Below are 13,073 nucleotides of genomic sequence, written 5' to 3' on the forward strand. Positions count from 1 at the left end.
CGCCCCATCAGTCCTCTCCAGTTTGCGCCGTTTGACTGCACTATCCGCCTTTTCACACAGGTCAAATACGGCTTTATTGAAATACCCAACACACTAAAAAAGAGAACTGTAATTCCAGCAGAAGCGCTTTACTCATCATCGCTGAGCAATGTACTGGATATGCTATGCAGGCTATTATTGAAGGTCACCGTCTCATTGAAGCCTTTTACAATATTGCTGAGTTTCTTACGGGTGCTGGACAACTGCGTTAACCTTTCTACCAGCTCTGCATTTTTTTGCTGGATTCCGATGTCTCTCTTTTCCAGTTCGGCTGCGCGGATACTTTGCTTAGCGGAAACTTCATCAAGACGTTGCTGCTCAAGCTGCATTAGTTCAGAGCGCCGGGCAACACTTCGCTCTCTGGACTCAACACTTTCAGCCAGCTGTTGAAGCGCAGCACTGCGTTCCGCAATCACTCGGGAATTATGCTCAGCGGACTTATCGATCGCGATCTTCTCTTGCTGAAGCTGACTTTGTAGCTGGCGCAGGTGCTCATCTTTTTCATGAAGTTTACGCTCTCGCTCTTGCAACTGTTCCTTCAAAAGCTCCAAAGCTTCCTGTTGTTTCACCGCAACCAATTTTTGCTGCGTCAACTCCTGCGCCATAAGTGCAAGATTCGACAAAGTGCTTTCCACATCAAGAAGTAGATGATCGGTATCCGCCCCCTGAAGCGCAGTTTCAGCCTCAGGAAGCGTCGCCATCAGAAACTGTGCTTCATCCAATGAGCTCTCTAAGGGAATTGAGCAATCAGCCACCTCATCCTGTGTTACATCCCCAGCAACTTGAGCGGATTGATCAATATCTGCGGTAGCCTGAACCTGCCTATCCATCAAAGTTGGAACACTGTCAGATATCGACAGGTCGAACTCATCACTCTGGATTAACTTCATCTCTTCCTCCGAGGCCAAATCGCGAACCACCTCCGCCAAGCCAGCCAATGTGCTCTGTATACCTTGGGACAGGCGTCCAATGTCGGCCTCCGAGTTGGCAGAGTGGTCAGCGACAACCTCAGGCGTCAAATGGCCAGACAAGGGAGCATCACTTTCAGAGGAGTCGACATATTTTTCGGTATTCGCAGTCAGCATTTCAGTCATATCGTGTTGAAAACTCTCGGTAAATAATGAAACATCAGTAAGAACCTTCTCTACTTCAGTCTCAGCTTCTTCTGTTTTTTGAGAGAGCTCTTCTGGATTTCCAATCGAAGCGAACCCGGATGGAGCACCATCGAGTGCATCGCCTCCAAGATCCTCAACGCTTCCTGGCGAGCAATGCTCATTCGAATCAGAAACCTCATCTTCTATACACTCCGCGACAGCCTGTGCAGCAGGAGTAGATTGAGAAGTCATCAAAATATAGGCATCGAGCGCAGGAACTCCGAGTTCAGCGCTGTCAATTGCAGGCAGGCAAGCAACCGAGGCTTCTGACGAGATAAGCTTCATCACCAGATTTTTCTTGATGGTGAGTGAACGATGATCCGATAGGTTTCCTGTCGGTATCACACAATCCTTAAGGTCAATCAGATGGTAAGGAATATCGGTACTACTACCAGCACCTTGCTGTCGCCCCTCAGGCAGGCTCGCATGGGTGACTATATCCTTGAAGACTTGAATAACCTGACGCCAATCTTCCTCGGCCTCAATCGAGCTCAGTGAATAACTCTTCCCCGCCTTATTTAGCATCGCCAGATAAACTCGCGACTCTCCAACTTCAGCCCCCTCATTCAAGCTATAAGCAAGAAAATTATGGCTCAGCATAGGAATTGCAAAGCTACAGAGCACCGCACCGTTCAGCACTTCCTGCTCTGCATTTTTAATGGAAATAGTTCGTAGCAGCATCACTGGCTCAGGCTCCGTTATATATATCGCAAGGAGCAAAAAATACACCTTACAACACCTACCCGGAAACCAGACATTTCCGATCCTCAAGTAGAACTATCCGATACCGTCGACAAGCCGCCGAATCACACAGCGACGAGAGTCACATTGAAATATCTTAAAAACATGACAGATAAAATTACTGCATCAATATTTCAGCTCAGATTTTACTTAAGAGGAATATTCAACCCTTTCTGCGGGCTGAGCTTAAACAGCCACCACTCATAATTCGACCAGAGCATGGTTATTCCTGCTGCCATCAGTATCAGGAGTGCTCCACCTACCCCTGTCAATATCAGTTGCTGCTGCCAGGCTAGAAAACACAACGCGATGCCAGCTGCCCCCGTCAACATAGCCAGAGAAGGGGCAAACCAATAAATGAAACGATCAAGACGCAAAAGCAGATTAAATAACCAGGAGCCTTTAAGCTGGGCCGGTCTAAAGATAATAACGTGCATGGAGAGCTAGTCTTTTCCAGATTAAAACTGTGCTCAACCATAACTTAGACACTCAATGACAACTATCAGATTCGTCTGATTTAGTTTTCAGAGTGCTCGGATAAAATACGAAAAGCACCCTCCACCTAAATATTGAGATGCCTTGCATGGGAAGTATCATCATCGTCGACGACCATCCGTTGATTCGACTCGCAATAAGAACCGTTCTGGAGCCTCATGAACACAACATCGTCGCCGAAGCGGACAATGGCGCGGACGCTGTCCAGTTGGTACGCAAGCATCTTCCGGACCTGCTCATCCTGGACTTGAACATACCCAACCTCGACGGGTTTTCCGTTATTTCCCACATAAAGTCCGCTGGACTGCCGATAAAGACGCTGGTGCTGACCTCCAGCAACTCCAAGAATTTCGCCTTGCGCTGTTTGCAGGCCGGTGCAGCCGGCTTCCTGTGCAAGAACGATAACCTGAACGAACTGGCTAATGCGGTAAAAGCCATCCTATCGGGGTATAGCTACTTCCCCGAAGATACGATCAGCACCTTGCAACAGAATACAAACGCCGCCTGCCAGGAAAGTGTCTTGATTGCCCAACTGACCGACCGGGAAATCACCGTCCTGAAACTGCTGGCAAGCGGCCTGAATAATCAGAAAATCGCGGATGCGCTGCTGATCAGCCACAAGACGGTGAGTACCTACAAGGTCAGGCTGCTAAAACGGTTCAACGTTTCCAATCTGGTAGCACTGGCGGAGCTGGCCAAACGCAACTCCGTCGTTTGAAGCCCTGATATCGATGGAGCCTTCAGCCAGGATTCAGAAGCCTCAGGAAACACCCACCTCGACAGCCGGATTGATCCCCTACGCTACTTACCTGCGGGTGATCAGCCCCTGTCGAGCCACGCGGGTCAGATGTCGGATGACTTCGGCGGCATTTTCCGCACTGGGGGCCTGTATCACCGCAAGGTCAAAACTGTCGTTGGCAAAACGTGCCAGGGACTCGCCATCTTCAATGAACTGGATCAGAAAGGCTGAAGGGCCTGTGCTGCGACGTGGCCAGCCATCGAGATAACGCAGCAGTGTCGGCTGGTGTGTGCCGCCAAGAAGAATTTTTGGATTGCGCTGAACAAGATTCGCCGTGATTGGCGCAAGACGTACGGGAGGGTGGAGTGCATTCATCGTGTCGTGTCTCTGCCTCAATTTTCTGCCGGGCAGGTGAGAGGCAACACCGAACCAGCGCTTTAGCGGTATTTCGAAGCCTGTAGAGCTTCTATCGGTGATATTCCGAATCACCTGGCGCCCCGCAAGTAGCTGTTTAAATCGGCGCATGGGCAACAATCCTAGAGAAGCCGACCGGGTAGTGTCAAGAATCCCCCACAACGAAATCAGCAACGAAAAAGGCCCGCTACAAGCGGGCCTTTGAGTGTTTGCCGGAAGTTACTTGGCAATCGCGGCATCGAGTGACAACTTGCCCGCGCCTTCGATCAGAACCGCAATGGTGCCGCCGAGCAGAGCCAGGGCGAACTCATAACCATTGTTCGCCATGAACAGGCCATTGCTGATGTGTACGGAGAAAATCGCCACCAGCAAGGTGAAGCTCAACCCCAGTGCGGCAGGACGTGCCAACAGACCGATAATCAGCGCCAGACCGCCAAAGAACTCGGTACCGCCCGCCAGCAACGCCATCAAATGCCCCGGCGCCAGGCCGATGCTCTCCATCCACTGTGCCGTCCCTGCCAATCCGTAACCGCCAAACAGGCCAAAAAGCTTTTGCGCGCCGTGTGCGGCGAAAATGATGCCGACAAAAACTCGCAGGACCGTCAGGCCATAGCCTGCACGGGTGCTCAGTACGGTTTTGATCAGTGTGCTCATGCTGTGTAGTCCTTTGTGGTGTTGGGTATTGGGTCGCTATATTAATCATAAAAATTCATGTTAAAAGTGCAAAAATAGCAAGATAACAATCTATTTTTTCGATTATTTTCGTGAGACGACCTTACGCGCTTGCGGCTCCAACGATTCGCGTTCCCGGTCAAACGCCAAATAGTATTTGTTGACGCTATTAACATAGCTGACGGCGCCCATTCCGACCTGTTCCATGGCAATGCGCTCGACCTGGAAAAACCACTGATTGGGGTTCAGCCCGCGCCGCCGGGCTTCGGTGCGCATCCCCTGCACACGCTCCGGCCCCATGTTGTAGGCCGCCAAGACGAACGCCATGCGCTCGCGTTCGTTGAGCTTGGGGCTGGAAAAGAACTTGCGCCGGATCAATGCCAGGTACTTGGCTCCGGCCAACACATTGTTATCAAGAGTCTGAATGTTATTGACCCCTACCCGCTGGGCGGCTGACGGGGTGATCTGCATCAGGCCGGTCGGGCCGCTGCCGCTCCTGGCAGTGGGTTGCAACGACGACTCCTTGAAGGCCAGGGCCGCCAGGTTCAACCAGTCCATGCTCTGCGCATCGGCATGCTTCTGTAATACCGGGCGCAGCTTTTCCAGGCGCTGGCGGTCGGCCCGGGTCAAAGGGTTATGCACCTGATACAGGCGCCGATAGATACGCAAGAAGGCAACGTCCTGATCCGCCGGCGCCTTGTAGACCTTCAGGAAACGATCGATGCTCGCCCGCAGCATCGAGGCGTCGCGCCGCACGAACCAGTGCTCCTCGCCTGGCTCGCTGATGACCAGTTGCCGATCGAAACGCAGCTTCGGCAGGACCTTGCCCCAGCGCTCGGCAATGGGTTTCTCGACGATGGTCAGGTGAAAGATCCCGCCCTGGACCATTTCCAGGACATCTTCGACTGCCAGGCTCGGATCGACCCACTCGACCTTGATCGGCGCCAGCTTATGCAGCGCCAGCTTCTGATTGATCTGGCTCACCACCTCCCCGGCGGCGCTGCCTGTGGTCAGCGCCAGGGTCTTGCCGGAGAGTTGTTCAAGTCGGGTGTAGCGCCGCTCACCCTTGATTCCCACCAGCAGCAACGGCACGTTGCTGGCGACCGGCTCACTGGGGCTTACCGCTTGCCCCGGCAGCGCCTCCAGCAACTCTCCCGGAGCGACCAGGTCGCCCTCACCGCGCTGCAACGCACCGAGCAATTGATCCTTGGCTTTGGGGATGATCTTGAGGCTGATTTCCTGCCCGTCGCGGGCATGACCATTGAGGTACTGCTCAAAGGCGCGCAGGCGGTGGTATTCGACGCCGATGGCCTGGCCCTGGACTTCACCGGAGCTGTTGCGACTCTGGTTGACCAGCACCCGCAGGACTCGGCTGCTACGAATTTCCGCCAGGTCGCGGACCTTGCCCGCTACGGCGGCTTCCGGAGGGCCGGCCAAGCGCGCGACCGCCGGCAGGGGCAGCAGCAACGACAAGCACAACGCTAGCAAAACCGAGGGTCGCGTCATCCGCTCTCCGGGAAGAATACTGTCCGAGTTTTCGAGCACTGGCGAAAAATCGGGCGACAGAAACAGAGCGCCTAGAGCGCCGACAAGATGCGAAAGACTGGCACAACCTCGGCGGGCAAACCAACCGCGGCCTTTCTCCCGGCATCAAGAGACAGCTCCAACTCGTTGTAGTTCTTGGCTTTTCTTATAAATCTACAGCTCTGATATGCTTTCCGGCCGCAGGCGGAGATAGCACCATGCAACTCATCGATATCGGCGTCAACCTGACCAACCCGAGTTTCGCCGAAAAACATCGCGCAGTACTGGACCGAGCCTATGCCGCCGGTGTCTGCCAATTGGTGCTCACCGGCACCAGCGTCGAAGGCAGCGAACAGGCGCTCGAGCTGTCGCGGCAACTGGACGAAAGCGGCCGCCAACTGTTCTCTACCGCCGGTATTCATCCGCATTGCGCCAGCGACTGGAATGCCGACAGTGCCCAGCGCCTGCGCAGCCTGCTCAAGGAAAGCAGCGTCAAAACCGTGGGCGAATGTGGCCTGGACTTCAATCGGGACTTCTCCCCTCGCCCGCAACAGGAAAAAGTACTGGAGGAACACTTGGCCCTGGCCGTTGAACTGCAACTGCCGGTCTTTCTCCACGAGCGCGACGCCAGCCAGCGCCTGCTGGAAATAGTCCGCGATTTCCGAGACCGCTTGCCGGCCGCGGTGGTGCATTGCTTCACCGGCGAACAGCGCGCGCTGTTCAACTACCTGGACCTCGATCTGCACATTGGCATCACCGGGTGGATCTGCGACGAACGCCGCGGCACTCACTTGCACCCTCTGGTACGAGAGATTCCCCGCGGCCGCCTGATGCTCGAAAGCGACGCCCCCTATCTATTGCCGCGCAGCCTGCGCCCCAAACCGAAGAACGGTCGCAACGAACCGGCCTACCTGACAGAGGTATTGCGCGAGGTGGCCCTGCATCGCGGAGAGAGCCAGGAAGAGCTGGCATCCCACAGTACCGCCAGCGCCCGAGCCTTCTTCGCCTTGCCCGAGATTGCTTGACGCATATCAAGATTTGACTCTCTGCATAGCGGCACAATAATGGCACCTTGCCAATACTGTTCCGCTTAATCAGAGAAGACCTTCCATGGGTGCCTGGCTCAGCAATATCTCACTGAAATACAAGTTCTGGGCGGTCAATGCAGTCGCCTTCGTGACCACCCTGCTACTGGTCCTGTACGCCGTCCAGCTGGAGCAACACGCGCGTAGCCAGGCCTCACAAAAAAACGCCAGGGCCCAGGCCAACCTGCTCGGTGCATGGCCCTCCGGACAAGCGCTACCCAATGCTGAAAACCTGCTGGGCTTCGCTGCCGGCCAGATCCCCAGCCTCGACCAACGCTCCCTGCCAGAGTTGAGCAACGCCAATGGGTGGGTGGCCTTCGATGAAATGCCGCTGTTCGGCGAAAACCCGCTGATCGGCGCGTACGTGCTGTCCCGGGCCGATAGCCAACGGGTTGCGGTGCTTGCTCATGGGCCAAGCCTGCAGCAGGTGTTCAGCGAACGCTTCAGCCAATACGCGGTGGCCGTGTTCATTCTGATGCTGGCGATGCTCGGTGCTTCGCAACTGTTGATCCGTTTCCTGCTCAGCCAACTGAACACCCTCAAGGATGTGATGCTGCATGTGGAGAAAACCGGCGACCTGTCGGCGCGCGTGCCGTTGTCGTGCACTGACGAGGTCGGCCAGATGGCCAATGCCTTCAACGCGATGCAGGCCGGTTACCAGCGGGTGGTCAACACCGTCGCCAACACCGCCCGGCAACTGGATATCGGCGCCGCGCGCCTGGCGTCGAGCATGAACGACGTGCGTCACGGCATGCTGGGCCAGCAAAGCGAAACCGATCAGGCCGCGACGGCGATCAACGAAATGTCCGCCACCGTCTATCACATCGCCCAGCACGCCGGAGCCACCCGGGATCGCTCCCAGGCCGCCGACGCCCTGGCCGGCAGTGGCCAGGAAGTGGTGGGACGCGTGCAGAAGTCCATCGCCGGGCTTTCCACCGGCGTGCAACAGACCGCCGAGATGATCCAGCGCCTGGCCGAGGACAGTCAGAAGATCAATGGCGTGGTCAACGTGATCCACAGCATCGCCGAACAGACCAACCTGCTGGCGCTCAACGCCGCGATCGAAGCGGCGCGCGCCGGTGAAATGGGCCGGGGGTTTGCGGTGGTCGCCGATGAAGTACGCAACCTCGCCAAACGGGTGCAGACCTCCACCGACGAAATCACCCGGATGGTCTCCGCCCTGCAGGCCGGCACCCGCGACGCGGTGGACTTCATGCAGGAAAGCTCGTTCAAGGCAGACGATTGCGTGCAGCAGGCACAGGAAGCCGGCGCAGCGCTGGCGGAAATCACCGCGGCCGTGGCGCAGATGCGTGAAAGCAATACCCAGATTGCAGTGGCCGCCGAGCAGCAAAGTCAGGTGGCGGAAGAAATGAATCGCGCCGTGGTGAGTATTCGCGACGTCACCGAAAACACCGTGCAACAGACCGTCGACTCGGCGACCACCAGCAACGAACTGGCGACCCTGGCCGGAGAGTTGAGCAAGGCCATCGGTCAGTTGAAGCTTTAAAACCGCGAGTTTCGTTGCGGCAGGATCAGCCTCCCTGCCGCGGCGAAACCCTTGCCAAGCTATCGTCCCCATAGCCAGCCTTGATTCGCCGAAGCCCCACGCGAGACCTATCCTTGATACATAGCTTTCTACGAATCAAGGATCACCGTCATGGGTAAACGTCACCCCAACCTCCCCGCCTGGCAATGGCGCTCCTACCCGCATAACCACCGCAACCCGACCAACCTGGTGTTGCACCTGATTGCGGTGCCGCTGTTCATCGTCGGCTTCCTGTTGCTGGTTTCAGGGGTATTCGGTCTGAGCTTCACCAACGTCGCCATCGGCGTGGTCGGCCTGATTGCAGCCTTGGGCCTGCAGCGCCACGGCCACAGCCTGGAGGCGCAAGCCGCCGAACCGTTCAGTGACCGTAAGGATGCGGTCCAGCGCCTGCTGGTGGAACAATTCGTGACCTTTCCACGCTTCGTTCTCAGCGGCGCCTGGTGGCGTGCCTGGCGCGAACGCCACCGGCATTGAGAGGGTGTCAGCCGAAGATGGTTACCGTCTGCCGGCTGAGCGCAATCAACTGACCTTCCGCGCTCCAGAGTGCCGCGGCCGCATGGCCATAACCATCACGGGCATGCTCGATATGCACCCGGTACTTGCACCAGTCCAGGGTGCTCAGCGCCAGCAGCGGCTGCACGAATTCAATGGTCCAGGTCAGGGTGCTGCCGGGAACGACACTGGTCAGATGCGGCAACAAGGCCGGCGGCCAGGCGTCCACCAATGCAAGGATATGCGCTTCGGTCAGGGGTTCTTCCTTCACGTCGCCACGCAGGCGCACCCAGCCGCCCATGTCTCGCGACTTGTTGCCAGTGAACGGCATGCCACCGATGCTCCAGCGCATTGCCAGATGACACATGAACTCCGGCGTCACGTCCTTGACGTAAGGCAGCTCCGGGCATTCGTCCCAATGTTTCATGGCAGGCGCTTCCTCGGCGACGACCGTCACCTCGGACGGCCGAGAGGCACCAAAACTACCCTGCACCAGGGTCACTACCTGACCGTTCTGCACCGCACGCCCCAGCACCTGGCTGACGGCCTTGCCCTCGCGCAGCACCTCGACTTCAAAGCTGACCGGCACATCGGGGGTGACCGGACCGACAAAGGTGATCGCCAACGAACGCACCGGACGCTCGGCGGGGACTTTTGCGCGCATGGTTTCATACTGCAAAGCCGCTACCAATCCGCCGAAACTGGCCCGCCCCTGCGCCCACTCGGTTGGAATCGACAGTTCCAACGGATGTTGGCGGACGGCATCGAGCAAATCGGAAAAGCGCATGAACACCTCTGGTCAAAGGAAAGATTCGAGGATCTTAACCAGCAGCGCATAAGGGTAAAGCACTTATTCCCGCCAAAAAGACTGACAGATAAGCCGCCAGACGCCTTTCAGCTCCGGAAGCAGGCAGCGCTCAGCTTGTCGAGTACCCGATCGGCACGGGCTTCGGCCTTGTGCATGGTGGCGTGCCAGACCGGAACACAAGGCAACAGGTCCGCCTGCCGTTCGGCCTGGGCCAGCCATTGCCAGCAATCATGCCAGTCGCCCAGCGCGCCCTGTGCAGCCTTCAAATGCGAGACCGCCTTGGGCGACAGTTCGGTAAGTTCGGGGTAAGCCTCGGCGGCGTAGCGCACACGTTTGATCAGCAGGCGTAAACGGTGCCGGTCATGAGCCGGATCATGCAGGGCCTGGTCCAGTGCTTTCCATTGCTTGGCCAGGCGCTTTTCAATGCGCTTGCGCAAACCGCGCAACAGTTCCTGATGTTGCGCCGCCCGCAGGAAGCGCGGGAAGGCATCCAGCACCAGCAGCAATTGCTTGAGCTCGGCACCCGCCGCCACCGTCCGATACTCGTCCGCCAGGCCCGTGGTGCGGCGCTCCGCGGCCTGATGATAGTCATGTTGATGCAGGTACGCGGCCAGGACCTCGCGGTCGCGCAACGGTGTCGTCAATTGCCCGACCGCCGAGGCGGCCGCTTCCAGTTGCTCGACACCGGGCAAGCCGCGCAGCGCTCGCAACAGGCTGCGCAAGCGGCGCACCGTGGTACGCAGATCATGCAGCGCCTCGGGGTCGGTCACCGCCTGCAAACGCGCCTGGCACGCCAGCAAGCGCACCTCCAGCCCCAACACCTGAGCCACCAACTGATCAACCAAGGCAGACATCATTGACTCCCGAAACGAATGGCCCGGCCCGCAGCACAAAGACTGCGGCCGGGCCCTGGCATGACAGGCAGGCGCAACCAAGGCGCCTGCGAGACGGAAACTGAAGAGCGCTCTTCAGTCTAGCGGCAAACGGCGACCTTGCGATCAGCGGCCGGCGCGCGACTCACGAATATAGAAACGGGCCTTCTCGGCTTTTCTGGTGCAGCCCTCGAAGGCTTCGAATTGCTGCTGGGTCTTGGCCCCGGTCAGCAGCGACAGGGCTTTGGAATAACTGACCGTTCCCGCAAAACCTTCGGCCTTGGCCAGATCCAGTTCATGCCAGGCCGCATCCAGTTGCGTACCGCAGCTGTCGCGATAGGCGGTCTTGCCAGCACAACCACCAAGTACCAATGCAATCAACGGCAGACAGATCCAGGCTTTCATCAATGACACCTCAAAGTAGGGGGAAAACAGTCTTGAACAAAAAAACAATCGTGAACCTAAGACGATCGCCGCCGCTAAAAGTGCCTTGGCCCGTCAAGGGAAAATATAGTCGCGCGAGCATAACCTCATGCGGCAAGACAGTGGAAAAATCCCTTTGCCCAAGGCCCGGGCAGGCATCAGTGATTGAACCGAAACCCTCGATGGGTGCATTGTGGAAACCTGTCTGGCGAAGGATCGAGTCATGAAGAAGCGTGTCGCACTGGTCCTGGGCTCTGGTGGTGCCCGGGGTTACGCCCACATCGGGGTGATTGAAGAAATCGAAAGACGTGGTTACGACATTGCCTGTGTCGCAGGTTGTTCCATGGGGGCGGTGGTCGGTGGCATCTACGCCGCCGGCAAACTGGACGACTACCGCAGCTGGATCGAAAGCCTGGACTACCTGGATGTGCTGCGGCTGGTAGACGTCAGCTTTCGCCTGGGGGCGATACGCGGAGAGAAAGTATTCGGCCAGATCCGCAAGATCGTCGGCGAAATCAATATCGAAGACCTGCGCATCCCTTACACCGCTGTGGCCACCGACCTGACCAACCAGCAGGAAATCTGGTTCCAGGAAGGCTGCCTGCACCAGGCCATGCGGGCTTCGGCGGCGATCCCCAGCCTGTTCACCCCGGTCATGCAAGGCAACCGCATGCTAGTGGACGGCGGCCTGCTCAACCCGCTGCCGATCGTCCCGGTGGTCTCCAGCCACTGCGACCTGATCATCGCCGTCAACCTCAACTCGACCAACCAGCGTCGTTACCAGTTGCCGGTGATCCAGCGCCCCGCCGCCTTCAAGAGCCGCTTCGACAGCCTGATCAACTCCCTGGGCTCGCACCTGCCCTTTCGCCGCAAGCAAGCCGAACAACTGCTGCTGCTCGAACAGGAAGCCCTGCGCAGCGAGGCGGCCGACATCGGCAACCCCTGGATCGAATCCGCCGAGCCCGAGGCCCAGCAACCGGCCGCGGCTCCGGAAACCGACGGCGCCCCGAAATCGGCCACCGGCTCGTTCATTATCGATAACGTCGGCCCCGCGTCCCTGCTGGACCTGATCAACCAGAGCTTCGAGGTGATGCAGACCTCGCTGGCGCAGTACAAGATCGCCGGCTACCCGCCGGACATCCTGATCAACGTACCCAAGCGGGTGTGCCGCTTCTTCGAGTTCTACAAGGCTCCGGAGCTGATCGCACTGGGGAGGGAGATTGCCAGCGACACCCTGGACCGCTACGAGAACGAGCTGAATTGAAAGAGGGCCGCGAGCCCGCTCACTCCTCCGCCCCCAGTAACCGGTACCCCACGCCAGCCTCGGTCACGATAAAGCGTGGCCGGGTCGGATCGTCCGCCAGCTTCTGCCGCAGATGGCCGACCACGATACGCAGGTAGTGACTGTCCTCAGTGTGCGTCGGCCCCCAGATATCCTTGAGCAGTTGCTGCTGGGTGATCACCCGGCCCGGGTGCCGCGCCAGTTGCGCCAACACAGCGTATTCCTTGCGCGTCAGCGCCACTTCGGCACCGTCGAGCAATACCCGGCGATACGCCAGGTCCACGGTCAGCGGGCCGAAATTCAAGGCCGCTTCCTGCGCTTCGCCGACGGGCGCCTGGCGCAACAAGGCACGAATACGCGCCAGGAACTCCTGGATGCCAAAGGGCTTGGTCACATAGTCGTTGGCGCCACCGTCCAGCGCTTCGACCTTCTGCCCTTCGCTGGCCCGCACCGACAACACCAGCACCGGTACACCCGACCACTCGCGAAACTCGCGCAGCACCTGCTGCCCGTCCATGTCCGGCAGGCCGAGGTCGAGTACCAGCAGGTCCGGCTTGTTCAACGCCGCCTGGGCCAGGCCTTCGTTGCCGGTGCCGGCTTCAAGCACTTTGTAGCCCTGGGACACCAGGCTGATGCGCAGGAATTTGCGGATCTGCGGTTCGTCATCGATGACCAGGATGGTCGCGGTCTGGCTCATGGTTTCGGTTCAAGGCAAATAAGTGGCGCAAGAGTAGCGCAGGCGTCGCTGTAGATTGTAAAGAACATGGGCGGCCCTCCTGGCCTCATT

14 protein-coding genes are annotated in these 13,073 nt (G+C 58.0%); 5 read left to right on the forward strand and 9 right to left on the reverse strand.

Annotated elements, in window-relative coordinates:
- Window positions 1-128: 128 nt before the first annotated feature.
- Entirely contained in the window at window positions 129-1,874 is a 1,746-nt protein-coding gene (locus tag PVZ80_RS05565) for a hypothetical protein (RefSeq protein WP_273863533.1), read from the reverse strand.
- Window positions 1,875-2,080: 206 nt separating this feature from the next.
- Window positions 2,081-2,371, reverse strand: coding sequence for a hypothetical protein (locus PVZ80_RS05570; protein WP_016704342.1), 291 nt, complete (start codon window positions 2,369-2,371; stop codon window positions 2,081-2,083).
- 146 nt (window positions 2,372-2,517) lie between these two features.
- On the opposite strand from PVZ80_RS05570, the gene PVZ80_RS05575 reads away from it, so the two are divergent.
- A complete protein-coding gene (locus PVZ80_RS05575; protein ID WP_007931372.1) occupies window positions 2,518-3,147 on the forward strand; it encodes a response regulator transcription factor in 630 nt (209 codons plus the stop codon).
- A gap of 87 nt (window positions 3,148-3,234) precedes the next feature.
- Here PVZ80_RS05575 and PVZ80_RS05580 read toward each other — a convergent pair whose 3' ends face one another.
- From PVZ80_RS05580 to PVZ80_RS05590, 3 genes are all read right to left on the reverse strand, one after another.
- On the reverse strand, window positions 3,235-3,543 hold the full coding sequence (locus PVZ80_RS05580) for a hypothetical protein (protein ID WP_009050140.1): 309 nt from the start codon (window positions 3,541-3,543) through the stop codon (window positions 3,235-3,237).
- A gap of 258 nt (window positions 3,544-3,801) precedes the next feature.
- The gene (locus PVZ80_RS05585; protein WP_038577146.1) at window positions 3,802-4,236 is read right to left on the reverse strand and encodes a DoxX family protein; all 435 of its coding nucleotides are present in this window, start codon (window positions 4,234-4,236) and stop codon (window positions 3,802-3,804) included.
- 102 nt (window positions 4,237-4,338) lie between these two features.
- Window positions 4,339-5,760, reverse strand: coding sequence for a transglycosylase SLT domain-containing protein (locus PVZ80_RS05590; RefSeq protein ID WP_053269659.1), 1,422 nt, complete (start codon window positions 5,758-5,760; stop codon window positions 4,339-4,341).
- Window positions 5,761-5,996: 236 nt separating this feature from the next.
- Between PVZ80_RS05590 and PVZ80_RS05595 the strand changes: the two genes are divergently transcribed.
- From PVZ80_RS05595 to PVZ80_RS05605, 3 genes are all read left to right on the forward strand, one after another.
- Window positions 5,997-6,803, forward strand: a complete 807-nt coding sequence (locus PVZ80_RS05595; RefSeq protein WP_273863504.1) for a TatD family hydrolase — start codon at window positions 5,997-5,999, stop codon at window positions 6,801-6,803.
- A gap of 85 nt (window positions 6,804-6,888) precedes the next feature.
- Window positions 6,889-8,370 carry a methyl-accepting chemotaxis protein gene (locus tag PVZ80_RS05600; protein ID WP_273863505.1) on the forward strand — a complete coding sequence of 494 codons (1,482 nt, stop codon included), beginning with the start codon at window positions 6,889-6,891 and terminating at the stop codon, window positions 8,368-8,370.
- A gap of 150 nt (window positions 8,371-8,520) precedes the next feature.
- Window positions 8,521-8,883 (forward strand): Mpo1-like protein, encoded by a 363-nt coding sequence (locus PVZ80_RS05605; RefSeq protein WP_009050145.1) that lies wholly within the window; start codon window positions 8,521-8,523, stop codon window positions 8,881-8,883.
- Window positions 8,884-8,890: 7 nt separating this feature from the next.
- On the opposite strand, the gene PVZ80_RS05610 is transcribed toward PVZ80_RS05605, so the two are convergent.
- From PVZ80_RS05610 to PVZ80_RS05620, 3 genes are all read right to left on the reverse strand, one after another.
- Window positions 8,891-9,688, reverse strand: coding sequence for an acyl-CoA thioesterase (locus PVZ80_RS05610; protein WP_273863506.1), 798 nt, complete (start codon window positions 9,686-9,688; stop codon window positions 8,891-8,893).
- A gap of 107 nt (window positions 9,689-9,795) precedes the next feature.
- Entirely contained in the window at window positions 9,796-10,563 is a 768-nt protein-coding gene (locus PVZ80_RS05615; protein WP_053269662.1) for a CHAD domain-containing protein, read from the reverse strand.
- 144 nt (window positions 10,564-10,707) lie between these two features.
- Complete coding sequence (locus PVZ80_RS05620) at window positions 10,708-10,986, reverse strand: hypothetical protein (protein ID WP_009050148.1); 279 nt, start codon at window positions 10,984-10,986, stop codon at window positions 10,708-10,710.
- Between the two features lie 241 nt (window positions 10,987-11,227).
- Between PVZ80_RS05620 and PVZ80_RS05625 the strand changes: the two genes are divergently transcribed.
- Entirely contained in the window at window positions 11,228-12,268 is a 1,041-nt protein-coding gene (locus tag PVZ80_RS05625; protein ID WP_007931359.1) for a patatin-like phospholipase family protein, read from the forward strand.
- Window positions 12,269-12,287: 19 nt separating this feature from the next.
- Here PVZ80_RS05625 and PVZ80_RS05630 read toward each other — a convergent pair whose 3' ends face one another.
- The gene (locus PVZ80_RS05630; protein ID WP_009050149.1) at window positions 12,288-12,983 is read right to left on the reverse strand and encodes a response regulator; all 696 of its coding nucleotides are present in this window, start codon (window positions 12,981-12,983) and stop codon (window positions 12,288-12,290) included.
- Window positions 12,984-13,073: the final 90 nt, after the last annotated feature.

Source organism: Pseudomonas sp. B3G-3, assembly GCF_028640915.1.
Lineage (GTDB): Bacteria > Pseudomonadota > Gammaproteobacteria > Pseudomonadales > Pseudomonadaceae > Aquipseudomonas > Aquipseudomonas chlororaphis_I.